Here is a 26197-nt window from a genome sequence, read left to right on the forward strand (position 1 = left end):
CGCGCCGTCTCGTTGTAGGTGCACAACGATGGCCGCGGCCCAGTCGGGCCGCCGCGACAGGTGCCGGCGGCAACGGCAGCCGAGCCGACAGCAGGCAGGCCCCGGGGGATCCGTTTCGAGAGACTGACCCCCCGGCCTGCAGACGGGCGCTCAGCCACGACGATGCCGGCACCGCTGGCCAAGCGATGACGGGCTCAGCCACATCGCGGCAGCAGCTGCTCCCCCTGAGCCCATCCCCGACGGCAAGGTCTGCTCACGCTCACGCATCCACGACGGCGGCAGTACGGCGGCCAGCCCACCGTCCGCCCGGCAGTCGGCACACCGCACCCCAGCCAGGCACCCCTCCCCTTCCCGCCGGCCTCCCTACGCGCACAACAGCGATACCGTCGGCCGGGAGACGGCCCGCCACGTAAACCCCGGCGAGAAGCCGCTCCCTCACGGCTGGGGCAGCTACTGCACCGCGCAGGCCTGCTACTCGGCTGGCCACTATTCCGTAACGACCGGGGAGTGCGCACAAAGAGCGCGCAGTAAAGCAGTGACTTCGCCGGGAGCGAGGAACTGCCGCCTCGGCGCCCCCGGTTTTCCAATTCTCGGGGAATCCACCTGTTTGAGTCGATATGCCCTGCGGATACCTATTCGGCCTTCTTTTCCCGCCCCCTCACCCGCCTCCATTCACGTTCCATCTACTCTTTCGCGAGCTGTAACGTTGCTGCCCTGATCCACGGCCACACCCGGGTTGTGACCCAGCCCGCAGTGTGGAGGCAACGCCCCTCAAGCAACAGGTAGTTGGGCGTTGATGAGGTGCGGGCGTCCGCCTAACCGGGTGGTAGCATCCACGCGTCTGCGACCTTGGACCACTCGCCTCAGGCGCTGTATTGATGCCGGCCACGGAATCCCGTGCGGGACCGTCCGCCAACGGCCGCAGCCATACGCCAGGAAAGGTTTCCATGACTGAAGACGCACTTGTTTGGTTCCTGGTTGCCGTGGCGGTCATTGCGATCGCCGCGGTCGGGATCCTCAGTCGTCGCAACAAGGCCGTAGCGAAAAGAAAGGCCGAGATAGAGGCGGAACTCAACCAACAGCTGAGCAGCGCGGACGAGCAAATCGCCACCCTCAGCCGCGAATTGCAGCAGTTCAAGGACGAGCACGCCGAGCGTATTCGACAAGCCGAGGAGGCGGCCGAGGAGAGCACCAAGGCTGTCCTCAAGGGTTCCGCGCGTTTTTTGCAGAGCCTGGCCGCCGAGCAGCAGACGCTGCTTGAGGCGATCCAGCGCAAGTACGGGGGCCATTCCGTCCTGGGCGACCTGCTCGAAGTCAGCCACGCCAATGCGCAGATGTCACGGAAGGCCCAAGGTATCGCGGTCGTGTGCGGCGCGCCGCTGGGCCGCCGCAACAGGCCTGCGAGCGTGTACGACGTGGTGCGTAGCGCGATGGGGCAGATCCGCAACTTCGAGCGGGTCGCCATCATGCAGCAGACCGGCTTCGCCCTGAAGGCGTCCGCTGTTTCCCCCGTCGCGCTTGCTGTCGCCGAGCTTCTTGACAACGCTGCCAGCTTTTCGCAGCAGAACGCTCCTATCGAGGTCACGTTCCAGCGGGTTCAAAAGAATCTGTGCATCATCATCGATGACGCCGGTGTCGGCATGAGCGACGAGGACAGGCAGCAGGCAACCGCTTTGCTGTCGGGTGACTACCGGCCTCGCCTGTCGCAACTGGGAAACCAGCCCAAGTGGGGCTTCCCCGTCATCGCCTTGCTTGCGCAACAGTACGGCTTCCGTGTGGACGTCACCGGTGTCTCACGCTACGGCGGCGTGCGGGCGGTCGTCCTGCTTCCTGAGGAGCTCTGGACCATGGAGGAAACGGCACCGCCGACCGAGACGGTCCAGACAGGCCATGTGAGCGGACCGGTCCCACCATCGGATTCGGCGCCGCGCACTGCGCACGGCCTGCCGCGGCGCGGCGCGCGTCAGGTACCCGTGGCCAGCGTCCCGGACCGGGACACCACCACGGCGGCGTCCCCCGAGCCGGAGGAGGCGGGCCAGGCGGCCAGGCGAAGCCTGGGCGCGTTCCAGCGGGGCACGCTGTCGGGCCGGAAGCTGACCGTCGCGCCGTCCGAAGGAGCCGATGACGCATGACGACTGACGACCTGTCGTGGATGCTGCAGGACATCGTGGACAACGTGCCCAAGGCGCTGCACACTGTCCTGCTGTCCGCGGACGGTATCCCCCGCGGGGCGAGCGACGGTATGGACCGTAGGGCCGTGGAGACGATCTCCGCTGCCATGTCGGGCATGCAGTCCCTCAGCCGCGCCGCGGCGAAGTTCGCCGGCATGGAGCCGGAAGCGACGTGGGAACAGACGATCATCGAGTTCTCTCACGGGTGGGTCTTCCTGATCGGAGCCGGTCAGGGCGCCTACTTGGCGGCCGCGGCGGAGCCTGACGTCGACATGGGCGCGATCAGCTTCCGCATGCACCGGCTCGTCGCCCGCCTCGGCACCAACCTCACCACCCCTCCCCGGGTCAAAGCTGATGCCTGGGCCGAGCAGGCTGATCGAGCGCGGGAGCGGGCAGGAGGTGGCGCCGGGGCGGGTATCGCCATCGCGGACCTGGACGCGGCCTTCGGCGACGTACGTGGCGCACGGAATGCCGTGCTGCTGCGCAGCGACGGCCTGCCCCGGGGCGCGACCACGAGTATGAGCCGCGACCTGGTGGACACCATCTCGGCGGCGATGCAGGGCCTCCACGCGTACAGCCGCGCCACGTCGAGGTTCGCCGGCGTCCAGGACGCACGCTGGCGCCAGACCGTCATCGAGTTCTCCCACGGGTGGGTCTTCCTGGTCCCCGCAGGAGGCGGCTCCCTGCTCGCCGCAGCTGCCGAGCCGGAGACGGACATCGCCAAGTTCGCCACGCAGCTGCACGAGGACGTCGTACCGCGCTTGAGCACTCATCTCGCAGCGAGCAAGGAGGCGAGCCGCAGGTGACCGACGAGCCGGAACCGGGACTGGAGCTGACCTCGGCATTAGTCCCACTGTTCGTGATCACGAACGGGCGGTCCCTGCCGCCGGAGCACGCCTACGAGCGGACGACACTGGTGTCGGCCAGCCAGGATGCCTCCGCTGAAGCGCGCACTCTCTCCCCCGAGGCTCGTCAGGTCTTGGAGCTGGTCACGGGCGGTTTCCTGTCCGTGGCGGAGGTGGCGGCGCATACGCACTTGCCGCTGGGGATCGTACGGATCCTCTTGGCACAGCTGGAGGAGCGTGGCCTGATCGCGGCGAGGAAGCCGATTCCTCGCGCGGAACATGTGGATCGAGACGTGCTCAACGCCGTGCTCGACGGCCTCAGAGCCCGATTCGGAGCGTGATTGGTGTACCTGGATTCAGGGGTTTCCACCGCAGTGAAGGTGCTCGTGGTGGGGCACTTCGGGGTGGGGAAGACGACGTGCATCCGGAGCATCTCCGAGATCGAGCCGCTGAGCACCGAGGAAGAGATCACCGAAGCCAGCGTCCCCTTCGATGACCTGTCGGGCACCCCCGACAAGACCACGACGACGGTCGCCATGGACTTCGGCCGCTTGACCCTCAGCGATGAGGTGGTCCTCTACCTCTTCGGCACGCCCGGCCAGGAGCGTTTCAAGGAGATGTGGGAGGAGCTGTCCCGCGGTGCCTTGGGCGCGCTCGTCCTCGTCGACCCTGAGCGACTCTCGGAGAGCTTCCCGGTCCTAGACCTGGTCGAGCGGTTCGGCCTGACCTACGCCATCGGCGTGAACCGCTTCGAGGGCACGCCGGACTACCCCCTTGAGGAGGTGCGCGAGGCGCTGAACCTGTCCGCGGACACCCCCGTGACCCACTGCGACGTCCGCGACCAGAAGTCGGCGGCACAGGCTTTGATCACCCTCGTGGAACATCTGCTGTCCCTCAGCGATTAGGAGCTCACCCCTCATGGAGCATCGTCCCGACATACAGGGGCCGCCGGCCGGCTGCCCCGCACACGGCAACACCCAGCTCTACGGCTCACAGTTCGGAGCGGACCCCGACGGTCACTACGCCTACCTGCGCAGCCTCGGACCCAGCGCGCCGGTCGACGTCGCACCGGGCGTGGAGGTCGAGCTGGTCACCAGCTACGAGGCCGCCAAATGGATTCTGCAGAACCCGGCAACCTTCGTGCGGGACTCGCGGCGCTGGAACGCGCTCAAGGAAGGCCGCATCCCCCAGGACAGCCCTGCACTGCCCATGATGGGCTACCGGCCCAATGCCCTGTTCAGTGACGGGGCGGCGCACGGCCGGCTTCGGGAGGCCGTCACCGACAGCCTCGCTCACATCAGCTCGCTCCAGCTCGGGCGGCAGACCCGGCAGTCGGCCGACTACCTGATCAGCCGCTTCAGCAGCGACCGCCTCGGCGAGGCAGAGCTGATGGCCGAGTACGCGCAGCCTCTGCCGCTGCTGGTCTTCAGCGACCTGTTCGGGTGCCCGCCCGAGATCGGTGACCGCGTCATCACCGGGATCACCGGCATCTTCGCCGGTACGGTCGGCGCGGACGAGGTACTGGGCGAGGCTCTCGCCGAGCTGATCGCCCTCAAGCACCGCCGGCCCGGCGACGACGTGACGACCCGGCTGATGCAGCACTCGGCCCAGCTGACGGACGAGGAAGTGCTGCATCAGCTGGTCACGCTGCTGTCCGGAGGCACTGCCCCGTTGACCGGGGCAATCGGCACCGCTAGCGCCCTCATGATCGGCGAGGACTGGCAGGCGGACCGGCCCGTGGAGGACGCGGTCACCCAGGTCCTGTGGAACTATGCGCCGATCGCCAACTACGCGGGCCACTACCCCACGCAGGACGTGGAGCTGGGCGGCCGGGTCCTCAGGGCGAACAACCCGGTACTGATCAGCTTCGCCGCCGCCAACACGGACCCTCAGCTGGCCGAACACCGCGAGCAGCTCAGCGCGAAAGCGCATCTTGCCTTCGGTGCTGGGCCGCACGCCTGCCCTGCCAAGGACCCGGCTCTCACCATCGCCGTGGCCGCCGTGGAGTCCCTCCTCAACCGCTTGCCGGACGTCGAGGCCCGTGTCCCTCTCAAGGACCTGAACTGGGTTCCTGCTCCGTGGAGCCGTGTTCTGGTAGAGCTGCCCGTCCGCTTCACTCCCCGCACCGTGACGCCGACGCCGGCGTCGACCCCCGCGCCTCAGGCAACCGCGTCCGCCCCCGCCGACGCGGACACCACTCGCCGTACGTCGTCGGCGGCCGCGGCCAAGCCCAAGCCGGGTCTGTGGAGCAAGTTCTTGGCATGGACCAGAGGAGAGTGACGAAGGCAACTGCCTTGTTGAATGGTCATCTTGTATGTACGCCGCCATGCAAGGGTATGCATGGCGGCTGGTGACCAGATCATGAAAGGGCCGTCGTGGAGACTGCGATAACCGCCAGTCGGCGCTTGACTGTCTCGCTCTTCTCCCGACTACGGACCGAGCAGGGACAGGCAAATCCGTTCCCGCTCTACGCGGAACTGCGCTCGAAAGGCGAAGTCATCGCAGCCCCCTGGGGAGGGCACATCGTCACCAGCTACGAGCTGTGCGACCAGATTCTGCGCAGCCGGAACTGGCTGGAGCCCGACGCGGACTGGCGGGAGCGACAGGGAACCGGCACCCGCTGGGGGGCGCCCTCCTCACGCGAGATGAGCAAGACCCTGCCGGCGCTCAACCCCCCAGAGCACACCCGGGTGCGCCGCTCTGCAGGAATGTTCGACCGCGGCACCCTCAAGCAGCTGCGAGCCCCTGTCAGCCACATTACGAGGCGACTTCTCGACTCCCTTGCCGAGAGACTGCAGGACGGTGAGGCCGATTTCCACGCATTGGTCAGCGAGGAGCTGCCGGTGGCCACGATCGGACACTGGCTCAAGCTGCCCACCGCGGACTTTCCCAGGCTCCGTGCACTCACGCACGACCAGGTCTTCACCCAGGAACTGCTGCCCTCGGCCAGCCAGCTGGCACTGTCCGACGCAGCCACGGCAGAGCTGCGCGTCTACTTCACCGACCTGGTGCACGAGCGCCGCCGCCAACCGGGCGACGATCCCGTCTCCCGCTGGATAACGGTGTGGGACACGCTGGAGAGCGACCGCGACAGGGCAGACGAGGCGGTCTACCTCCTGGCGCTTTTCGTGCTTCTGGCCGGGCTGGAGACGACTTCTACGCTGCTGTCGACCGCGACCCTCCTCCTCCTGGAGCACCCTCGGCAGTGGGACCGGCTCGCCGTTCAGCCCGACCTCGTGCCGGCGGCGGTGGAAGAGGCCCTGCGTTACGACCCACCCACGCATGTGATCAGCCGCGTGGCGGCGAAGGACTGCGTGCTGGGCGGTGTAGAGGTCCGCGAGGACGAAATGGCCCACCTCATGGTCGCGGCGGCCCACCGCGACCCGGCCAAGCATGAGGATCCTGAGCTTTTCAACCTGCACCGCAAACCGGCGCATCTCGCCTTCAGTGGCGGCATCCACTACTGCCTCGGCGCCCCCCTGGCCCGCCTTGAAGCCCAGACCCTGCTCCATCAGCTGGTCACGCGCTTCCCGCGTCTGGCCCTCGCACGACGACCTTCCTGGGCCCCTCGCGTGGCGTTCAGGCGGCTGCTGAACCTGGACGTAACCCTGATATGAGCACGATCGATCTCCACGCCCTTCTCCCCCACAAGGCCCTGCACATCATCGAGGACGGTCCCGTCCTACAAGTAGTCCTCGCCCCGTCAGTCGAGGACGGTTCCCTGTCAGCAGCAGCACTCGACGACCTCAGAGCCGTCCTGGAGGGTCTGCACGACCGGCCCGACATCCGGGTGCTCATCCTCAGCGCTTCCGGAGAAAACTTCTGTACAGGCGCCGACCGCACCGAGTACCGCGCGGCGCTGGAAGAGGACCCCACCGGTGCCGCTCTGCGTCGCATTGCCGACAAGGCCTACCGCGTCTGCGACGCCTTGGAGAACACGCACGCGGTCACCATCGCCCGACTCCACGGCAATGTGGTCGGTGCAGGCCTGGCGCTGGCCTCCTTCTGCGACCTGCGCGCCGGGGCGGACACCTGCCGGTTCCGCATGCCGGAGATCGGGCTCGGCCTGCCGCCGGCCTGGGGCGGCGCCATGGGCCGCCTGATCGTCGAAGCCGGCGCCGCCAGGATCCGGGAACTCATGCTGACCTGCGAAACCTTCGGTGCGGACACCGCTCACCGACTCGGCCTACTGCATAAGGTGGCGCCGGTCGAGGAACTGGACGCTGCGATCAACGGGTGGGTCAGGCCGCTCGTCCGTCGCTCGCCGGAGGCTGTGACGCTCACCAAGCGCATGCTGGCCGGTTACTCCCGTGCAGCCCGCACGGCGGACGTCGCACTGCTCGATGCCCACCTGCTCACCGCTCAGCTCGCCCGGCCGCGGTCGTAGCGAGCAGCACCGCGGCGAGCGGAACCCTCGTACGATGATCGCTGTGACCAGCCGCCGCACCCTTGGCACCGGCCCCGACGCACCCTCTCGGAGCATCCGCGCCGCCCAGGCCGACCTTCTTGACTCACTGCCCAGCGTTCATCTGCCCGACCTCGACGAATTGCGAGCCCGTGGGGTCCTTGGATCTCGCCCCGCTGCGGCGCCGGGTCAACGGCGAACCCTCGGGATGGGCAGTGCGGACGACCCCCTGGATACCTAGGCGGCCCGCAAGACGATTGGCTCCCAACACAGGCGTCCTGCCAACACCACCGGGCGCCGACGTCATTACAAGCGCTGGACCATCGTGTTCCGGCACCGACGAAGTCATAGCAGCGCCAAACACAGGCCGGCCTGAGCGGTAAGCAACCGCGCGGGCCGGTCCTTCTCTACGGTTTCCTTCGCCCTCGCCTCCGGGGAGAACCGACACAGAAACCGGCCCCGCGCTGACCTCTTCGGCAGCTGCAGGAGAGGCCTTGCATGCCCCTCGGCGAGGGGCAGTCTGTGCAGATCCACGGTCCGTGTGTCGTCGATGTGCACTGTCGGGGACGAAACGACGCCCGGCAGTGCAGATCACCGGCTGAGTGATCGATATCTGTGCATCTTTGCAATGGCCCGTTTCTGCGAGGCCCCTCTACCGTGGGGCCCGCCCACCTCGACCGAGTGCATCCACGCTCTGGCTGGATCCCCGACGTACCAACACGTCAACTGCAGCGCATTCACGCGCATGTCAGCGTGCTCGGCCGGGCTCCGCCCTGTGCGGTCCACAGCACATGGCATGACACGCCAGGGGCTGGGAGCCCGCCTTCATGACCAAACCACGGACCTGGAATGTCCCACGGAGAAAGCCTCGTGACCACTCCTCCCCCTCCCAGCCCTGCTTCCGGACCCAATCGGGAGTTCGTGCCCGCCTATCCCACCCCGGCCCCGGCCTTTTACCGCGAAGCTGTGCCACCGTCGAGCCCGACTGCATGGTCGGCACCGGCCGGACCGGTGAATCTGCCCCCCGCGCCTCTGGTCGGGTGCAGGGTGTGCGGCGTTTCCCCCGCCGCACCGATTACGGTCCGCGCCCATCAAGGTCTGCTGTTCATGATGCGTTGGCAAACGCTCGATGGCCCCTTTTGCGCGATCTGTGGCATCGCTCTGGTCCGCGACATGACCACCAAGACCCTCTGGCAAGGCTGGTGGAGTCCCATTTCGCTGATCTTGGCCGCTCCGTTCACCCTGGTTTCCAACTGGATCGCGTACCACAAGCTGAGCCAGCTTCAGCCGGCCGCCCCCGTTTTCCCGGGCCAGCGCCAGCTGATCCCCGGTAAGCCCGTCCTGCACCGTCCGATGGCCTACGTGGCGCTGATCCCCCTGATCTGGGCAACGGTTGTGATCACTCGCCTGATCATCTCAGGCGCCTGATCTGCAATGACGGTCCAAGTCCCCGCCGCGCCACGGCGGGAACCGCCGATCACCCACCTACCGACCCACTCCCCGCGAGAGCGGGACGCCCCTCTTTGGACGGAGGGGCACGAGATCCCTCTTGAGAGAGAACTGCACAGTGAACCCGAAGAAGAAGACAGTCATCCGGTCACTCGCGCTCGCCTCCATGGGCACCGCAGCAATCATGCTGGCCACCGGCACCGCACAGGCCGCGAGCTGGGGCACCACGAACCTCACCTCGTGGACGAGCAAGGGCAACGTGAAGGTCGGCACCGCGAAGTTCACAGCCAACGGCGACAAGCTCACCGTCTGCGACCGCCGTGCTGACGGCTACTCGCCCGCTGTCCGGGTCTTCAGGCACTCCGACTTCAAGCTCGTCTGGACGGTCCGCGCAACGCACGGCAACGGAACGTGCACGACCGCGAGCAAGAACCTCGGTGAGAGCACCAAGTACGAGTTCTGGGCCGACACCGACCCGTACGGCGACTACGTCATCAAAATCACCACTGCCGGCGCCTCCTGAGCAGCGTCGCTTGAAGACCGTGGCAACGCAGTGTGCAGCGGATTCGGGAAGGTCATGACGATCCCCGGTCCGTGCGAGGGGCCCGCAGCTTCGGCGGCGGGCCCCTCGCGCATGTTCCTGGTGGGTAACTTATCTGAACCTATCGACCGACTAGATAGAAGCACAGGAGACCCATGGTGATCCGCGGCACAGGAATCGTCACTATTGGTGTACTCGCGGGGCTGCTGCTGAGCGGCTGCTCCGAGGGAGAGAAAAAGAACTACACCGTACCGGAGAAGCTCTGCGGAGCGGCCGTGGCTCCCGACCTCACCCGCGCTCTGCTTCCTGCGGGCAACAAACTGCGAGCAACGCAGCAACACGTAGGCGGGCCTGCGCAGAAATATTACTGCGACGTACTGGTGGACGGGAACATTGAGCTCGTGGTCAAGGGCGTGTGGCGCCCGTCCGGGATCACGGCGAAGCAGGCGGCAGACAAGGAGCTGGTGTTTAATTCCCGCTCCAGCGACGGCGGCCGGTTCGCACTGTCCGACGACAAGGCCTTTACCGTGGTCGACTGCAAGAACAGTGAGCACAAGGCCGATAGATATTCCTTCGAAGTAGTTGTGGCGCACCCTGCAGGAGATGTCAGCAAAAAAATGCTGCGTTTCCTGGCCGCATTTTCCGAGTCATATCGCAAGATGCTTCCCTGTCAAAGCTAACGTGAGAGACAGGATTCCCCATGCTTCCTGACCGGCCGGGGGCCCGTGCCTGGGCTCGCCCGGCATCTTCCCGCCGGGCGTCATGAAGTGACCCACCCGGGCCCGGCGGGCGGCTACCGTGATCCCTGGCAGGACGCGCACGCCGCTCGCCGCCGCTCCCGGCGCCCACGCCGCCCGGGGAGCACAGTCGGCCAAGGTCTCTCGGGGCCCGCGAGGTTCAGTCCTGCTGTCGGCTCCTTCCAGATGCCGGCGGATGCGTGGGGCCGCCGAAGCATGGAGGACCTGATGCCGAAGAGGCAGAGCACCGCCGCCCGCCGCGCCCGGGCCGCCGCCCGCCAGGGCGCGAAGTACACCACCGCCCTCCGCACGGAGACCGGCCAGGAGGCCGCTGGACGGACGTTCCCGGGAAACGGCGGCCCGTGGGTGTCGGCGTGGACCGGCGACCCGCACAACGACGTCAACGCCGCCTGTGGACACCACCTGCGGGCCCTGTGCGGGGGCTGCGGGGTCTGCACCACCTGTGACGGCTGCTACTGCGCGGAGGCCGCCGAGGAGGCCCGCATCGACGCCGAGGTCGTCCGGGACTACGCGGACCACGCGGAGCACTACGACCACACCGCCGGGTGCTACCTGTGCGATGACGAGCAGGAGCGCAGCGAGGGCTACGCCCGCTGCTGGAAGTGCGGGCTGTCCTTCCCTGACGGCAGGTTCGACCTGGTGACCCACACCCCCGGCTACTGCTTCCGTCTCCACCCGCAGCCGTCCGGCATCGACTGGTCGTATCTGCGGGGCCAGGACGTCCGCCTCGTCGGCACGCACTACACGATCACCGGGCACGTCCCGGCCGACCAGGAGGCGCCCGAGCCGGGCGACCTCACGCCACATCTGACCCTCGTACGGACCGATGCCGGGTACGAGGGCGAGGTGTCGCCGTTCAACCCGCGCGAGTGGCTGGAGGTCCACCCGGCGCCCCCGGCCGCGTAGCAGCTCACGAAGGGGCCGATGGGCCGTTCAGGGGTGGCGCCGAGCACGCCCGGTCCCTTCGTGGATGCGGGGGCATCGGGATCATGCGTCCTCCCCTTCGTGTCGGGCCTGCGCCAGCAGCGCCGCCACGACGTCCGTCTGTTCCTCGCTCTCTTCAACGAGCGTGTTCACCACGTCGTCGGCGGAGCCGAGGACCTGCCGGGTGAGGCGCTGCATCAGCTCGGGGTCGGTGCCGCTGCCGGGGCCGGTGAGGTCGACCCGGGTCGGCCGGCGCGGGGCGATGATGTCCGGCCCGGCCGGTGCCTCGGTCGCCGCATCGGCGTCGGCGAGCGCACGGTAGACGGAGGCGACGGAGGGGTGCTGTCCGGCGTTCTTCCCGGTCTTGATGGTCAGCTTCTTGGCGATCTCGGGAACGGGGACGCCCTTGTCCTTGAGCGCGCGGGCGAACAGCAGCATGTCGTCGTCGATGACCTTGGGGCGTCCACCGTGGTTGCCCTTGGTCGCGGCGGTGACCTGCCCTTCCAGGGTCTTCTCACGGATGTAGTTGCGGTCGAGCTGGGCGGCGACGGCGAGGACGGCGAAGAACATCGCGCCCATGCCGTTGGGGTCGTAGATGCCGGTGAGCGGGCCTGTGAGGAGTTCGAGCTGGACACCGGCCCTCTGGAGCTGGTTCGACAGGGTCATCAGCTCGGCGGCGTTGCGGGCCAGGCGCTTGAGCTCATGGACGGTGAGGATGACCTCCTGGTCGGGGGCGGCCTCCTTGATGTCGTACGCCAGCTTCAGCGCCGCCTCCAGCTTCGGGCGCGTCTTCACGCGCGTGCTGATCTTCTCGGAGAAGATCCGCTTGCAGACCGGTTCGAGCGCATCCAGCTGGGACTGGAGTTCCTGCTGCGCGGTCGAGCAGCGCGCGTACCCGATCCGGATCGGCTTGGCCGCCGCTGCGGCCGGCACTGCCTCCACGGGCGGACCCTGCTTCCAGGGCCGTCCCCGGCCGCGGTCCTCGGGGACGAGGACATCGAGTTCCTCGCGGAGCGCGGGCACGAGGATGAAGCGGGCGGTGTGGTACTTCGTCGCGGTCTTCCCGCCGCGAGTACGGCAGGCACTGCCCGCCGGGGCTTCACACTTCGGACAGTCGTTTCGTTCTACCGCGATTGCGGCTTGATCGGGCGTCAGGTCCACCCCGGCAGTCTGTCAGAACTGTCTCGCAGAACGTGCATGTTTTGAGAGGACTTCTGCGAGCGGCGACCTGCGGATTCGTGATCGACTTTGGGAGTCTCGCAGAACTCTCGCAACTGTTCATTTATGAGAATCACCGTGCGTGCACCCGTGGCCATGACGCGCCCGCCGGGGCCCGGACAGAGGGATGTGACGGACCTCCGGCCGCTGTCCAGGGGTGCCGGTCCCCCAACAGTGGTTGGCGCTGGTGGCTGCTGGGGGCCTTCGCCGGCCCCCAGACCCCCGCTTCCCCGGCACCGCCCGGCGCGGGCAGCGCTCCCGTGGTGCAGGTGCGTGCGCGCCGGACGGCACCGGGGCCGTGTATGGCTTCGGTGCCGTCCAGCGCGCCCAATGTGGCTTACGGGGCCTCCGGCGCCTGCTCGGCGGTGCTGGCAGCGTGGTCGGGGTCGGTCATGGGCAGCGGCGGCGTACGGTGCCGTCGGCGAACCAGCGGACCAGGGACACCGCGAGGTCGACGGCCATGCGCGCCTCGGCGAGCGTCTCTTCCCGGGTGGGCTGCTGGCCACCATGGCGGCTCGTCTGCCCCGTCCAGAGCAGGGACAGCATCGTGGTGATCGTGGCTTCCCCCTCGACGCCAGTCTTCCCGGCGAGGGCGACGTCCCACTGACCTGGGTGCTGGCGCAGCTCGCGCAGCATCGTGCCGAGCGTGGCCTTGGTGTTGTTCGGCTCCAGCGTGGCGTGCGCGGCGCATTCGACGGCCTTAATCGCCTCGCTGTAGGCACGTCCCGGCTCGGGGTGCAGGGCGTACGCCGCGGTGTAGGCCCGCCGCAGGTGCTCGCTGGCGGATCCACGGTCGGGCTGACCCGCTGCGCGGGCGGCCGTGTTGAGCAGCGCGGTCACGGTGGGGTCGACGCGGTGGACCAGGGCGCGGCCGTTCGGGCTGATGGTGTACGCGGACCGGCCGTCGTCGAGCAGCTCCTGCAGCGGCCTGCGGTGCTTCATGAAGGCGACGTTCGCGAATCCGCCGGCCATGGCCTCAAGCATCCCCAGCTTCTGCCCGGCTGGGAGCTGGACGGGCACGCCAGCGCCCGGCAGCAGGTTGAGGATCGCATCGACGACGTCGAGCAGCCGCTCGTCGGGCGTGTACCAGGCGAGGAACTCGGCGTCGTCGACCTCGGGTCCGTGCTCGGTGTCGCGGTACAGGTCGCAGCGCAGCAGGACCCGGTCGGCCAGTCGGCTGGATTCGCGGACCGCTCCGTCGATCCACTGGCGCAGGGCGGTGGACAGGGCCGGGGGCACGTCGTGCCGCAGGACACCGCCGGTGCCCTGGCGTGTCGAGAGAGGGGTCCACATGTCGCTCACGCGCCAACGGTAGGCGGCCCGGTGCCGGGCCTGCACACGAATTGGACCCGCCATCAGGACCGGTCACCGAAGAATTTCGGCCAGTTTCTACGGGGTCTATATACCGGGGGCCTCACCGCTCATACACTCGTCATGTAGATCCCGTAGAACCAGGCAAGAACTACCCGGAAGGTTGACGGAGTGAACGAACCCATGATCGGAAACCTGTCCCCGTACTCCTGGTCCTCGGAGCAGTCCGTGGCCTACGAGGCCGCCGTCGAGGCGATCAACGGTGTGGTCGGCGCCTACAGCCGTCTCATCGCCGACGCCGAACAGCGCCCGGGCGCGGAGGACACGGTCGCCGAGTACCGGCGGCTGCGCACCGCCTGCCAGCAGGAGCGGCGCGCCCTGCGGGCCGAGGACAGCGAGGCAGTGGCCCGCGTCCGCGCCGAGTACGCCGCGCGGCTCCGCGAACTGACGGAGCGGGACGCGTGAGCCAGGACGACGCCAGCCGCTACCAGCTGCCGGCCGAGGAGAATCGTCGGATCTTCGCCGCCGACATCGTCCCCGAGCTTCTGACCGGTCCCACCCCGCAGGACCCGCCCACCGCGGTCTTCCTGCTCGGGCAGCCGGGTGCGGGCAAGACCCGGGTGGCCCAGCTCGTGGCCGAACAGCTCGACGCACGGGGCGGCTTCGCCGACATCGACAGCGACCTCTACAAGCCGTACCACCCGCAGTACGCCGAACTCATGGCCCGGGACGACCGGCTCATGGCGCTCTACACGGGTCCCGACGGACGGGCCTGGATGCGGCAGGCCCAGCAGTTCGTCCGGGGCGAAGACCCGCTCTCCGGCGGTCGGAAGCTCAACGCTCTGATCCAGGAGATCGCCATGGACCCGGAGTTCCTGGCCGGGACCATGCGGCAGTACCGGGCCGTGGGCGCCCGCACCGAGGTGTTCGTCCTGGCCGTCTCCCAGGCACTGAGTGAGCAGGGCATTCTCAACCGCTACTACGAGCAGGTCCGCGACCGCGGGCAGGGTCGGCTGACCGTACCGGAGAAGGCGGCAGCCTCGTACACCGGCATCGCTGTCTCCTGTGAAGTCATCGCACGCCAGGGACTTGCCGACTATGCGGCCGTCTACCGCCGCGGCGAGTCCATACCCCGCTACGCGGCCTCCGCCGCCGAGCTCTCCGCCGAGCCGCTGGCTCTGCGGCAGGTCCTGGAACGCGAACGTAACCGGCCCTGGACGCCGGAGGAGTCCCAGGACTTCCGCGCCGTGCAGCAAAAGCTGCGTGAGGGCCTGCCTGCCGACTTCGGGCCCCAGCTCGACCGCATAGACGAGCTGGCCCGCCCGCTGCTGGCGCCGCAGTCCTCCGGCAGTCCGCGCGTCTCCAGCGCGGCCGCCCGCTCGCGCAGCGTCACCGCCTCCAAGCGTCCGGCGCAGCCCGAGCAGGGCGTCGGGCCGACGGGCCGCTCGATGCCCCGGCACGGGCCGGAAGGACCCGAGCAGCGCCGAGGTCGTGCCAAGTAACGGTCTGGGCGGGGGCCGGTGGGTGCAGCTGGCGCCGGGTGCCTGCAGGAAGGAAGCACGACGTCCCGGAGGGACACATGAAGATCACCATCGAAGGTGCCTCACCCGAGTTCGAGCGGAAGCTGCTCCTGCTCATCGACGAGCATCGTCACGAACTGACCGTCACCGCGGGCACCGAGTGGGACGCCGAGCGTGCGGTGCTGTACCTCACCTCCCTGCCGACTAACGCACTCAAGTTCGCCCGGCTGGTCGTGGAGGCCGACGGTCGCAAGAGCGCCGAGGAACTTCGTGCGGAATTCGACGGCGAACTGCGCGGCCCGACCATCGCCCTGTCGCGGGCTGTGCCACGGGGAGTGCGCATGGGCTGGTGGCCTGCGGGCACCGAGGCGCCGATCACGCCGCAGTACGACCCCGACCACCCGTCTTGGCAGAAGGCCATCGCCTACACCATGACCAGCGAGAACGTAGCCGTCTTCCGTACCGCCCTGGAGTGGTTGAACGGCGGCAACGTGCCAAAGGCGCTGCTGCCGACGGCCTACGGGGGGCGGATCGTGCCGCGCGCTGGTCACAACCCGGAGGGCGATGATGCGACGCAGCGCTCCTCCCGCACCAACACCAAGGAGCAAGAGACACCGCGACAGTAGCCGGGCCGTGTCGGCGCCTAGACCGTAACGAGTCCTGGACATGCGCAAGGCCCGCACCGCGGGGGGCGGGCCTTGCGCATGCCGGTGCGGTCAGACGGCGGCATCGATGTGCGCCGCGTCAGGAGACACGAAGGCCCCGCCCACGCGCCACGGGGGTGGGGCGCGCGGGCGGGGCCGGCCCGGGTGGCTCAGGCGCGCGAGGCGTGGACGCTGTCGCGGCGCAGGCGCCACTGTAGCGAGTGGCGGACAGCTTCCTCCAGGTGATTCCGCACCGCTCGGGCGGCGCGGGCAGTCTGTGGGGGCGTGGCTACGACACGGGCGCGGCCGCGTCGGGCCACTGCTCGGCCTGCGGGCCGGTCTCGCCCAGCTCGGCCAGGTCGACGATCGTGACGTCCATCAGGGAGGCGGCCAGCTGGCCGCCGAGCATCCACTGCACGGCCGGATCGCTGATGAGGGCGACGCCCCGCTCCCCCGCGACGGGGGAAAACGGCCGTCCGAGTTTGTAGAACTGGCCGTAGACGGCGTCGACGACGGGCCTGGCGACGCGCACCGCGACCACGTTGTCCCGCAGGTGCGGGCACAGGCGCGCGGCCACACCGGCGCACGGCCGGCACACCGGCGGGTGCGTCGTCACCTCCCCCTCGGGCCAGCCCCGCTCGCCGCGGTGGTCCTCCAGCAGCCACAGCCAGCCCCGCTCGTCCCGGTCCGCCGGACAGCCGCACACCTGGCACAGCAGCCGCCGCATGCACCGCCGCTGTCGCGGCCCGTGGACCGTGCCGTACTCGGGCCGTCCCATGCCCTGTCGCAGCCCGAACGGCCGCCACAGCACCCCGTCACCGTCCCGTGCATGCCCGAGCAGGCCCAGGCCCTGCGCGTCGGCGGTGACGCGCGGCAGCGGGATCGGCTCGGCGGTCCAGGCGGTGATGTACGGCACGGGGTGGCCCTTGAAGACCAGAGGCGTCATGTGACTCTCGCTGGGGGTCGGAGCGGACTGATGGAAGGCGCCGGCCGGGGTGCGACGGGGGGACCGCCCGCGGCCGGCGCCGGTCTATGCGATGCTCGGCGCCGGTGGCGGATCGGTCTGGTCCAGCGGCGTGTCAGGCGCGGCCGCCGTGGTGGTCTCGGTGACCGCGAGGCTGTTGTGGACGGTGACACCCAGGAGCGTCCACGCGGCGAGCTGGCCTGCTGCCAGGAGCGCGGTCATCGTGGGCCCTAACGGGTCGATGCCCCGCTTCATGCGACCACCGGCCCGGACGTCAGCCGCCCGTTGAGGTCGCCCGTCATAACGACCTCGCCCTCGATGGTCTCCAGTCGTCCGCCGGCCACCAGGACCCGGCGGGCGAAGACCTGCCTGTGCTCGCTGTCGTGCGACAGCCGCCCCCAGTCGTAGAGCAGGCACAGCCGGTCGGCGCGGGCCGGCGCCGCCTCCATCTCCCGGACCAGGGCGTCGAACTGGGGGCGCCGGTCGTTGGTCAGCGCGTCGTCGCCGTAGTCGATGAACCGTCCACCCGAGCACCACCCACGCTCGGTGACGTACTCGTCGACCAGCGACAGGCGCATCTCTAACATCGCAAGGTTGGCCGTCGCGCAGCGGTCGTAGATGTACGCCAGCGGTGGCGCGGCTCTCATGGGAAACCCCCTGGTGGGCTCATGTCGGCGGGTACACAACCAACGTAGTAACCAGGGGGTGACACAAGTGCTACAGAACGTAGCACCTGTAGGTGCTCACACGACGCCGAGCCGGATGCCCAACTCGACCAGCTCACCCCGCTTCTGCGTCCGGATCATCGTGCCGACCGTCTCCCGCACGCCGGCGTGCATGCGGGTCGCCTGCGGCGCGAGCCGTTCGGCCTTGAGGAACGCCCCCAACGCCTGCTCGCGCTGCCCGTTGTAGAAGTAGGCGCGGCCCACGTCGATGAAGTAGTGCGAGCGCCGCTCCGAGGAGAACTTCTGAGGCAGCCGCAGCTTGTCGGCCCGGTCAACGGCGACGCGGCCCTTGCCCAGCTCCACCGGCAGGGACACGCCCCAGATGGCCACGTTGGTCGGCCCGAACTGGAGCTGGAAGTCGTTGCGGTCCTCGCCCAGCTCCTCGGCGGCCTCCTTCGCCTTCGCCCAGTGGGATTCCGCGGCCTGAGCGTCGGCGGCCCGCGCGGAGTTCAGCGCGGCCTTGAGGTGGAACGCACCGCGCAGCGACACCGCCTCGGGCCGGCGTTCCCGCAGTGCGCCGAGGTCGGTGAGGGCGTCGTCGATGATGGCGCCGGCCTCGTCGTGCTCACCGATGGACAGGAACTCCCCGGCGTCGTACCAGTGCGCGGCCAGGACCCGCAGCGGGTCACCCGTCTCGCGCGCCGACCACACCACCCGCTCCGTGGCCAAGGTGGCGTCGCTGGTGTGCCCGAGCTTGTACAGGTACTGCATGGCGCACTCGTAGCCCGAGGTGAGCAGCCCGAACGCCTCCCGGCGCTGGTCGCCTTCGGTCACCTCGCAGGCCACCTGGAGGTCGCGCAGCAGCGCAGGCAGCACCGCCCCGGACTTCGCCAGCGCGGCGGCCTGCCGGAAGCCGTTCGCCTCCGTGACCCGGCGGCGCAGCTCGGCCAGGTCGACGACCGCCGCCTCGTGCTCCTCCGGGCGCGCCGGCCGGCCGTGCCGCAGCAGCGCCCGGCGCACCGCGGCCACGGCGGCGACCGCGCTCTGCCCTTCCGTGTCGGAAGAGACCGGCACGTACGGGCCGCCCGTGATCTCGGTGGGATGGCAGTCCAAAGCCTTGGCGAAGGCGAGAACGATCTGCGGCCGGTCCAGGGACCGCCGGCCCTGCTCGTAGGCCCTGACGGCGGCGAGGGAATACCCTGCCTCGGTGGCCAGGCGTTGCTGTGTCCACCGACGGCGCGCACGCAGACGGGCAAGGCGCTGCCCGTTGCTCTCTACGCTCCCCCCGGTGTCGCTGTAGTGGGGCATACTGGCTCCATTCCTAGCGTCCACTGGGAACGGTACCCCTGTTCGGGGGACCGGAGACTGCGAACGCCCCTTACGTCCCGTGACGTGAGGGGCGTTCGCATGTTCGGGGACGTCGGCGCTGTCGGCGGGCTGTGCCATAGTGGCCACCGATCCTCTTCCCCGCCGATGCGGGGGTGGCCCCTTGGAAGCTGCGCGCTGCAAGGCGGCATGTGCTCCCCGCGCAAGCGGGGATTGACCCAGTGCACACCCCCATGCCCAGGGATGAGGACTATGCAGCACCCGCTCGCCCGCGTCGTCGACCGTATCGACCCTGACGCCCGCTATCGCGCCGCCGACCTGGCCGAACTCCTCGGCCTGGCTTTGTCGTCCACGCACACCCTGATCCTGTCCGGCTGGTTCCCCGGCGCCGAGAGGGAACGCGTGCCCGGCGCGGACGCACACGGACGGGTGTGGACCGGTGCGGCCCTCATCGCGGCCGCCGACACCGACCCGCCGGCCCTGGACCACTCCCGCTACGCCCCGTCCACACTGTGGCGGCTCGGCTGCCGCTGCGAGGACTGCCTGGCCTGGCACAACAACGACACCCGCGCGCGCTGGCGCACCGCCGCCGACGCCGCGTTCCCCGAGCAGCGCCGCCGCCAGGTGCTGGAGCTGATCGCGGCCGGCGCTGTCGACAGCATCGAAGAGGCAGCGGCCCAGGCCGAGGTGACGCCGGGCCGGGTGTACGGGCTCGCCCAGCGCGACCCGGACTTCCGGGCCGCGCTGGAGGAGGCCGCCACCGGGTTGTGCGTCGACGGTGACTGGTGCGGCCGGCCGGCTGGATACCGGGCGGGCTGCCGTGGCACCGCCTGCCGACGCGCACACCGGCCGCTCAGCCGACAGACGCCTCCCGACTCCGAGAAACTTTAAAGTTTCCAACTGGGTTGCGCGCCTAACTTTCAAGTTCTAGTGTGTGGGTGTGCCGGACGACCGGCCACACCACCACCAGAACTCGCCCTCGGGGGGCCCGCCATGCGCAACGTTGTCTCGTCCATCACCAGCACGGACGTCGCCGAGGAGTACGCCGAGCAGGTCGAAGCGCTCATCGAGAAGCTGCGGCCCGAGCGCGAGACCACCCAGGTCAACGAGTGGGGGCAGACCGAGTACTACGTCCGCCTCTACACCTACGAGGCCCCCGGCAGCGGCGAGACCATGTGGGCCGTCGACTACAGCGACCCGGCCATCCGCGAGCTGGAGGAGAGTGCCTCGCACGAGGAGGCCGAGGCCCGCTACGTGGAGCTGGTCCGCGACAGCGCCGAGAACCTCGGTATCGACGGCGACGGCTTCCAGGAGCGGTTCACCACCACCGACGTCGACGGCGTGCCCGGGCCGCTCCCCGAGCTGCCCACCGTCGACCCCGACGAGGTCAGCGGCCTCCTCGACGAGGACGGCACGCCGGTGCTGTACCTGGAGCGCACGGACGGCGACGAGCTGGCCCTGCGCACCGGCCAGGCCGACCAGGTGGACAAGGACCACGTCGTGCTCACCCGCGCCGAGGTGCTGGAGTCCCTGGATCTGGCCGACGGCGAGACCCGGATCACCTCCGACCACGCGGCCCGCGCGCTGTGGGACTACGGCATGCAGACCAGCCTGATCGCCTACCGCCTGAACGACACCGTCAAGGCGGTCGCCGACTCCCTCTTCCCCGTGCCGACGGCCTGACCCGAGCCTCGCCCGGGCCGCCGCCGGCGGCCCGGCATCATCCGCCTCTTCCTCTGGAGAGACCCGCTGTGCCTGCCCCGTACCTGCTCACCGCCGAGCCCTGGGTGCCCGTCTGGGACCTGGACGCCTCCGCGGCCCGCGACGTCGGCCTGACCGAAGCCCTCACCCGCGCCCACCGCCTGCTGCTGCCCGTCACCCGGGCCGAAGACGTCCCCGTGCTCCGTCTCCTCGTCGCCCTGTTCGACGCGGCCGCCGGCCCCCGCGACGCCGCCGAGTGGGACGCCGCCTGGAAGGCCGAGACGCTCGACACCACCGCGGTCACCACCTACCTGGACCGGTGGGCCGAACGCCTCGACCTGTTCCACCCCAACCACCCCGTCTTCCAGTGCGGCCACCTGACCGAGTACGCCCGCGGTCCCGAAGCCCTCCACCCGGGCAGCCTGGGCGGCGACGCCGGCGCCTGGTTCAACCATGAGCTGTACCGGCCGCTGCCGCCCTACCCGGCCGCCCGCGCCGCCCAGCTCCTGCTCCACCTGCTCGCCTACGACGTCGCCGGGGTCAAACGCGCCGTGCCGGGCGACCCGGCAGCCAAGAACGGCAAGGTCTACGGCTCCCAGATCGGACCGTTCGCCTCCTCCACCCACTGCCATCTGACCACGGACAGCGGCACCCTCAAGGACGTCCTGCTGCTCAACCTGCCGCCGCAGCCGCGCGCCACCGACGACGCTCCGGTCTGGGAACGCGACACCCCGCCCGCCCCCATGCGCACCGGTGCGCGGGTCGGTGCGGGTGGCCGGGGGCCCGGGCCACGGCGGGGGTGCCGTCGACGGCTGGGGGGTGGTCCAGTGGCGCAGGGCGTCGGCCTCGACGTCGATCTGGGCGCTCAGCGCGTTCAGGTCGTCCTCGGCGAAGTGGCGGGCGCGGGCCCCGGCCGCCCAGCGCAGGGAGTCGGCGGACTGGGTGATGCGCCGGGTCCGCTCGCGCAGGGCGGGCAGCCGCTCGGCCAGCGTGGCCCGGTTCGGCTCGCTCTCCAGGCGCTTCAGCTCGGCGTCCAGCTCGTGCCCGTGGGCGCTGAGCCGTTCGAAGAGGGCGACGGACTCCTTCAGGGACTCGTCCTCGGCCACGCCCGTGTACAGGGCGTCCTGGGTGGCGCGCATCGAGGTGCGCAGGCTGAGCCGCAGCTCGGCCAGCTCGCCCGCGGGGCCCGGCTGGACGAGGGACTTCGCCCGCAGGGTGTGGTCCTCCACGGCCCGCCGGGCCTGGCCGATGGTGCGGTCCACGCCGCGCTTGGCGGCGGTGACGGCCTTGACGGCGGCGTAGGCACCGAGCACCAGGCAGAGCACGAAGAGCACGGCGAAGACGGTGACGACTGCTTCCACGGCGCTCCTCCTCGGCTGGGCGACACGGGCCACGCCCTGCGCCCCGATGGCTCGGGCGGCACCGGCCGCGCCGCTCTTCAACGGTAAACGCAACGGGCAGGTTCCGGGTTCCTGCAGAACCCCGAACCTGCCCGTAGGGGACTACCCGGACGGCCCTCGCGCCGTCCGGGAGGCGGCGTCACGCCGGGACGATGTTCACCAGCTTCGGCGCCCGCACGATCACCTTGCGGATGCCCGCGCCGCCCAGTGCCGCGACGACCTTCTCGTCGGCCAGCGCCACCTTCTCCAGCTCGTCCTCGGAGATGGACGGCGGGACCTCCAGGCGCGCCTTGACCTTGCCCTTGACCTGCACGACGCAGGTCACGGTCTCGTCGACCACGTACCGCGGGTCGGCGACCGGGAAGTCCTGGTGGACGACGGAGTCGGTGTGGCCCAGCTTGCGCCACAGCTCCTCGGCGATGTGCGGGGCCAGCGGGGCGACCATCAGCACCAGCGGCTCGGCGACCGAGCGCGGCACCGGCCCGCCGGCCTTGGTCAGGTGGTTGTTCAGCTCGGTGACCTTGGCGATGGCGGTGTTGAACCGCATGCCCTCCAGGTCGCCGCGTACCCCGTCGATCGCCTTGTGCAGGGCCCGCAGGGTCTCCTCGTCGGGCTCGGCGTCGGTGACGGTGACCTCACCGCTGTCCTCGTCGACGATGTTGCGCCACAGCCGCTGCAGCAGCCGGAACTGGCCGACCACCGCGCGGGTGTCCCACGGCCGGGAGACGTCCAGGGGGCCCATCGCCATCTCGTACAGGCGCAGGGTGTCCGCGCCGTACTCGGCGCAGATCTCGTCCGGCGTGACGGCGTTCTTCAGGGACTTGCCCATCTTGCCCAGCAGGCGGGTGACCTTCTCGCCCTGGTACCAGTAGGCGCCGTCGCGCTCCTCCACCTCGGCGGCCGGCACCGCGATGCCGCGGCTGTCGCGGTAGACGTAGGCCTGGATCATGCCCTGGTTGAACAGCTTGTGGAACGGCTCCGCGGAGGAGACGTGCCCCAGGTCGTACAGGACCTTGGACCAGAAGCGCGCGTACAGCAGGTGCAGCACGGCGTGCTCGGCGCCGCCGACGTACAGGTCGACACCGCCGTGCGGCCGGCCCTCGCGCGGACCCATCCAGTACTGCTCGATCTCGGGGTCGACCAGCCGCTCGCCGTTGTGCGGGTCCAGGTAACGGAACTCGTACCAGCAGGAGCCGGCCCAGTTGGGCATGGTGTTGGTCTCGCGGCGGTACTGCTTCGGCCCGTCGCCCAGGTCCAGGGTGACGTTCACCCACTCCTCGTTGCGCGACAGCGGCGTCTCGGGCTGGGTGTTCGCGTCGTCCGGGTCGAAGGTGCGCGGGCTGTAGTCCTCGACCTCGGGCAGCTCCAGCGGCAGCATCGACTCCGGCAGGGCGTGGGCGACGCCGTCCTCGTCGTAGACGATCGGGAAGGGCTCGCCCCAGTAGCGCTGGCGGCTGAACAGCCAGTCGCGCAGGCGGTAGTTGACGGTGCCCTCGCCGATGCCCCGCTCCTGGAGCCACTCGGTGATGCGCGCCTTGGCCTCGACGACGCCCAGGCCGTCCAGGCTGATCTCGTCGTTCGACGAGTTGACGATCTTCGCGTCGTACGACACGAAGGCGTCGTCCCAGGTGGACGGGTCGGTGTCGCGGCCGTCGCCCGGCTCGACGACGCAGCGCATCGGCAGCTCGAAGGCGCGCGCGAAGGCGAAGTCGCGGCTGTCGTGCGCGGGGACGGCCATGATCGCGCCGGTGCCGTAGCCCATCAGCACGTAGTCGGCGATGAAGACGGGGACCTGCTCGCCGTTGACCGGGTTGGTGGCGTAGGCGCCGATGAAGACGCCGGTCTTGTCCTTGGCCTCGGCCTGGCGTTCGACGTCGGACTTGGAGGCGGCCTGCGCGCGGTAGGCGGCGACGGCCTCGGCGGGCGTGGCGTGGCCGCCGGTCCACGCCTCGCGGGTGCCCTCCGGCCAGGCGGCGGGGGTGAACTTCTCCACCAGCGGGTGCTCGGGCGCCAGCACCATGTAGGTGGCGCCGAACAGGGTGTCGGGGCGGGTGGTGAAGACGGTGATCTTCTCGCCGTCGATCGGGAAGTCCAGGCGGGCGCCCTCGCTGCGGCCGATCCAGTTGCGCTGCTGCAGCTTGATGGCCTCGGGCCAGTCCAGCTCGTCCAGGTCTTCCAGCAGCCGGTCGGCGTAGGCGGTGATGCGCATGTTCCACTGGCGCAGCTTGGCCTTGAACACCGGGAAGTTGCCGCGCTCGGAGCGGCCGTCGGCGGTGACCTCCTCGTTGGCCAGCACGGTGCCCAGGCCGGGGCACCAGTTGACCGGCGCGTCGGAGGCGTAGGCCAGGCGGAACCCGCTCAGCACGTCGGCGCGCTCGGCGCGACTCAGCTCGCTCCACGGGCGCGTGTGGCCGGGGACGGGGCGCTCACCGGACTCGAACTGGGCGATCAGCTCGGAGATCGGGCGGGCCTTCCTCGCCTTCTCGTCGTACCAGGAGTTGAAGATCTGCAGGAAGATCCACTGGGTCCACTTGTAGTACTCCGGGTCGATCGTGGCGAACGACCGGCGCTTGTCGTGGCCCAGGCCCAGCCGGCGCAGCTGGGCCTTCATGTTCTCGATGTTGGCCTCGGTGGACACGCGCGGGTGCGTGCCGGTCTGCACGGCGTACTGCTCGGCGGGCAGGCCGAAGGCGTCGAAGCCCAGGGTGTGCAGGACGTTGTGGCCGGTCATGCGCTGGAACCGGGCGTAGACGTCGGTGGCGATGTAGCCCAGGGGGTGGCCGACGTGCAGACCCGCACCGGAGGGGTACGGGAACATGTCCATGATGAACTTCTTGGGCCGGGCGACCAGCTCGGGGTCGCCCGCCAGGTCGCCCTGGGGGTTCGGCGCCGCGTAGGTGCCCTCGGCGTCCCAGAAGTCCTGCCAGCGTGCCTCGATCTCGGCCGCCATGGCGGCCGTGTAGCGGTGCGGCGCCGTCTGAGCCGACATGTCGGCGGTGACAGCGGAGTTCGTCTCGCTCATGATCCTCAAAGCTCCATCGATCGTCTCTGCCGGCCGCTGCGACTTTCAAGAAATGAAAAATCCCCTCGCACAGGAGGGGACGCCGCGCCGATTCCGACCAGCCGGTCACCGGCGGTCGGCACTGATCAGCGCGGCTCGCTAAGCAGAAGGCGTACGGCACGCATGGCGTCAGGGTACCGCAGCCGCCGAGCACCCCGCGACGGACCCGGGACTCGGCCGCGGCTCGGCCACGGCCGAGCCGCGACACCACCGCGACGCACACGCGCCCGGACGCCACCACGACCGCCTCCACCACTTCGGCCCCATCTGACCCCTCCGGCACTTCCGGTTCTCGTGGAGGAGGCGGATCCGTTTGTGACGGGGAGGAAAAGCTGAGACCCGTTCAGCATTACTCGGCGTAACGGACGCTATGCGGGCAACGCGCAAGCGGAAGGTGTCGTAGATAACAAGGCAATAACTCAAATCGCGTACCGTTCGGTTTGGTGCCGCTTAGAGTGCGTGCTCGGGACCGCTCACCCGAACCGCTCGGAGTTGCCCCATGAACCGTCGTCGCAGTACCAGCTCGCTCCCCAAACCGGGCCGGTCGGCCTACGGGGTGGCGTCCGCTGTCGCTCTGCTCCTCATACCCGTGGTGGTGCTGGCGGGAGGCAGTCAGTTCCGCGAGTTCCTGAACTTCGGCGCGGGCGTGCTGTCCCTCGTCTCCCTCAGCTGCTCGGTGATCTGGGGCCTGGTCGCCCAGGACCGGATCGTCCTCAACACCCGCCAGCGGATCGTGGGCCAGGCCGTGCACCGGACCACCGCGGTGGCCTCGATCGCGTTCCTGCTCCTGCACATCACCACCAAGATCGCCCTGGACCACACCGAGGTGATCGCCGCGGTGGTCCCGTTCTCGCTGGGCGTCACCGGCATCGGCGGACTGATCGGCCTGGGCTCCCTGGCCGGCCTGCTGATGGTCTTCGTCGGCATCACCGGCGCCCTGCGCGGCACCTTCGCCACCCCCGCCCCCGTCGCGGCACGCTGGCGGGCGATGCACATGCTGGCCTACCCGGCCTGGTGCGCCGCACTGGTCCACGGCCTGTACGCGGGCCGCCAGGCCAAGCCGGTCTTCGTGATCCTCTACGCCCTGTCCCTGCTCGGCGTCATGGGGGCGCTGGCCCTGCGCTCGGCGCCGCGCCCGGTCAAGCGCCGGATCGCCGACCGGGTGGCGCGCCTGCTGGACGGCGGGGAACGCCCGGAGGGGGCGGGTCCGGCGGCGAGCCGTGCCCGGGCGGCGGAGTCCGCGCTGCCGGGTTACGAGACGACGCGGGCGGCCCGCCGCCGGACCCGCCCCCTC

The 26197-nt window shown here is 69.7% G+C and carries 23 protein-coding genes and 3 pseudogenes; 18 read left to right on the forward strand and 8 right to left on the reverse strand.

Annotation, left to right across the window (positions count from 1 at the left end):
* The first annotated feature begins 947 nt into the window (after window positions 1–947).
* The 11 genes from GV126_RS12540 to GV126_RS12590 all read left to right on the forward strand — a co-directional run bounded on the left by GV126_RS12540 (window position 948) and on the right by GV126_RS12590 (window position 11075).
* A complete protein-coding gene (locus GV126_RS12540) occupies window positions 948–2132 on the forward strand; it encodes an ATP-binding protein (protein ID WP_159665700.1) in 1185 nt (394 codons plus the stop codon).
* Complete coding sequence (locus tag GV126_RS12545; protein WP_236569969.1) at window positions 2129–2977, forward strand: roadblock/LC7 domain-containing protein; 849 nt, start codon at window positions 2129–2131, stop codon at window positions 2975–2977. The genes GV126_RS12540 and GV126_RS12545 overlap by 4 nt, the downstream gene beginning before the upstream one ends.
* On the forward strand, window positions 2974–3357 hold the full coding sequence (locus GV126_RS12550; protein WP_159665703.1) for a DUF742 domain-containing protein: 384 nt from the start codon (window positions 2974–2976) through the stop codon (window positions 3355–3357). The genes GV126_RS12545 and GV126_RS12550 overlap by 4 nt, the downstream gene beginning before the upstream one ends.
* 3 nt (window positions 3358–3360) lie before the next feature.
* Complete coding sequence (locus GV126_RS12555) at window positions 3361–3921, forward strand: GTP-binding protein (RefSeq protein ID WP_159665706.1); 561 nt, start codon at window positions 3361–3363, stop codon at window positions 3919–3921.
* Window positions 3922–3934: 13 nt separating this feature from the next.
* Window positions 3935–5296 (forward strand): cytochrome P450 family protein, encoded by a 1362-nt coding sequence (locus GV126_RS12560; RefSeq protein ID WP_159665709.1) that lies wholly within the window; start codon window positions 3935–3937, stop codon window positions 5294–5296.
* Between the two features lie 125 nt (window positions 5297–5421).
* Window positions 5422–6633, forward strand: coding sequence for a cytochrome P450 (locus GV126_RS12565; RefSeq protein WP_202036480.1), 1212 nt, complete (start codon window positions 5422–5424; stop codon window positions 6631–6633).
* Entirely contained in the window at window positions 6630–7403 is a 774-nt protein-coding gene (locus GV126_RS12570) for an enoyl-CoA hydratase/isomerase family protein (RefSeq protein ID WP_159665715.1), read from the forward strand. The genes GV126_RS12565 and GV126_RS12570 overlap by 4 nt, the downstream gene beginning before the upstream one ends.
* A gap of 1191 nt (window positions 7404–8594) precedes the next feature.
* Window positions 8595–8849, forward strand: a complete 255-nt coding sequence (locus GV126_RS36405) for a hypothetical protein (RefSeq protein WP_236569970.1) — start codon at window positions 8595–8597, stop codon at window positions 8847–8849.
* A gap of 187 nt (window positions 8850–9036) precedes the next feature.
* Complete coding sequence (locus GV126_RS12580; protein ID WP_159665717.1) at window positions 9037–9393, forward strand: hypothetical protein; 357 nt, start codon at window positions 9037–9039, stop codon at window positions 9391–9393.
* Window positions 9394–9566: 173 nt separating this feature from the next.
* A complete protein-coding gene (locus tag GV126_RS12585) occupies window positions 9567–10091 on the forward strand; it encodes a hypothetical protein (RefSeq protein WP_159665719.1) in 525 nt (174 codons plus the stop codon).
* Window positions 10092–10376: 285 nt separating this feature from the next.
* Window positions 10377–11075, forward strand: a complete 699-nt coding sequence (locus GV126_RS12590; RefSeq protein WP_159665721.1) for a hypothetical protein — start codon at window positions 10377–10379, stop codon at window positions 11073–11075.
* An 81-nt stretch (window positions 11076–11156) separates the two neighbouring features.
* Here the strand turns inward: GV126_RS12590 and GV126_RS12595 are convergent, their stop codons facing one another.
* Both GV126_RS12595 and GV126_RS12600 read right to left on the reverse strand, forming a co-directional pair.
* Complete coding sequence (locus GV126_RS12595; RefSeq protein WP_419796097.1) at window positions 11157–12254, reverse strand: recombinase family protein; 1098 nt, start codon at window positions 12252–12254, stop codon at window positions 11157–11159.
* A 447-nt stretch (window positions 12255–12701) separates the two neighbouring features.
* A complete protein-coding gene (locus GV126_RS12600) occupies window positions 12702–13613 on the reverse strand; it encodes a hypothetical protein (protein WP_159665725.1) in 912 nt (303 codons plus the stop codon).
* 192 nt (window positions 13614–13805) lie between these two features.
* Here GV126_RS12600 and GV126_RS12605 point away from each other — a divergent pair, with 192 nt between their 5' ends.
* The 3 genes from GV126_RS12605 to GV126_RS12615 all read left to right on the forward strand — a co-directional run bounded on the left by GV126_RS12605 (window position 13806) and on the right by GV126_RS12615 (window position 15768).
* Entirely contained in the window at window positions 13806–14087 is a 282-nt protein-coding gene (locus GV126_RS12605) for a hypothetical protein (protein ID WP_159665727.1), read from the forward strand.
* The gene (locus tag GV126_RS12610; protein WP_159665729.1) at window positions 14084–15124 is read left to right on the forward strand and encodes a zeta toxin family protein; all 1041 of its coding nucleotides are present in this window, start codon (window positions 14084–14086) and stop codon (window positions 15122–15124) included. The genes GV126_RS12605 and GV126_RS12610 overlap by 4 nt, the downstream gene beginning before the upstream one ends.
* 77 nt (window positions 15125–15201) lie before the next feature.
* Window positions 15202–15768, forward strand: a complete 567-nt coding sequence (locus GV126_RS12615) for a hypothetical protein (protein ID WP_236569971.1) — start codon at window positions 15202–15204, stop codon at window positions 15766–15768.
* 307 nt (window positions 15769–16075) lie between these two features.
* Here the strand turns inward: GV126_RS12615 and GV126_RS12620 are convergent, their stop codons facing one another.
* The 4 genes from GV126_RS12620 to GV126_RS12635 form a co-directional block, all read right to left on the reverse strand.
* Complete coding sequence (locus GV126_RS12620; RefSeq protein WP_159665731.1) at window positions 16076–16732, reverse strand: hypothetical protein; 657 nt, start codon at window positions 16730–16732, stop codon at window positions 16076–16078.
* An 84-nt stretch (window positions 16733–16816) separates the two neighbouring features.
* On the reverse strand, window positions 16817–17005 hold the full coding sequence (locus GV126_RS12625) for a hypothetical protein (RefSeq protein WP_159665734.1): 189 nt from the start codon (window positions 17003–17005) through the stop codon (window positions 16817–16819).
* Window positions 17002–17397, reverse strand: coding sequence for a recombinase family protein (locus GV126_RS12630; RefSeq protein WP_159665737.1), 396 nt, complete (start codon window positions 17395–17397; stop codon window positions 17002–17004). The genes GV126_RS12625 and GV126_RS12630 overlap by 4 nt, the downstream gene beginning before the upstream one ends.
* A gap of 96 nt (window positions 17398–17493) precedes the next feature.
* Complete coding sequence (locus tag GV126_RS12635) at window positions 17494–18723, reverse strand: helix-turn-helix domain-containing protein (protein ID WP_159665740.1); 1230 nt, start codon at window positions 18721–18723, stop codon at window positions 17494–17496.
* Between the two features lie 270 nt (window positions 18724–18993).
* Here GV126_RS12635 and GV126_RS12640 point away from each other — a divergent pair, with 270 nt between their 5' ends.
* The 3 genes and pseudogenes from GV126_RS12640 to casA all read left to right on the forward strand — a co-directional run.
* On the forward strand, window positions 18994–19632 hold the full coding sequence (locus GV126_RS12640; protein ID WP_159665743.1) for a hypothetical protein: 639 nt from the start codon (window positions 18994–18996) through the stop codon (window positions 19630–19632).
* Between the two features lie 102 nt (window positions 19633–19734).
* Window positions 19735–20424: a hypothetical protein gene (locus GV126_RS12645; protein WP_159665746.1), complete on the forward strand. Its 690-nt coding sequence runs from the start codon at window positions 19735–19737 to the stop codon at window positions 20422–20424.
* Window positions 20425–20528: 104 nt separating this feature from the next.
* Window positions 20529–21122: pseudogene (gene casA, locus GV126_RS36410) on the forward strand (type I-E CRISPR-associated protein Cse1/CasA); the annotation flags it as partial.
* 90 nt (window positions 21123–21212) lie between these two features.
* Here the strand turns inward: casA and GV126_RS36415 are convergent.
* Window positions 21213–21803, reverse strand: a pseudogene (locus tag GV126_RS36415) (hypothetical protein); the annotation flags it as partial.
* Window positions 21804–21981: 178 nt separating this feature from the next.
* On the reverse strand, window positions 21982–24864 hold the full coding sequence (gene leuS / locus GV126_RS12655; protein WP_159665749.1) for a leucine--tRNA ligase: 2883 nt from the start codon (window positions 24862–24864) through the stop codon (window positions 21982–21984).
* Window positions 24865–25402: 538 nt separating this feature from the next.
* Here leuS and GV126_RS36420 point away from each other — a divergent pair.
* Window positions 25403–26197, forward strand: a pseudogene (locus tag GV126_RS36420) (cytochrome b/b6 domain-containing protein); the annotation flags it as partial.

Source organism: Streptomyces mexicanus, from assembly GCF_902506575.1.
GTDB classification, from domain to species: Bacteria; Actinomycetota; Actinomycetes; order Streptomycetales; family Streptomycetaceae; genus Streptomyces; species Streptomyces mexicanus.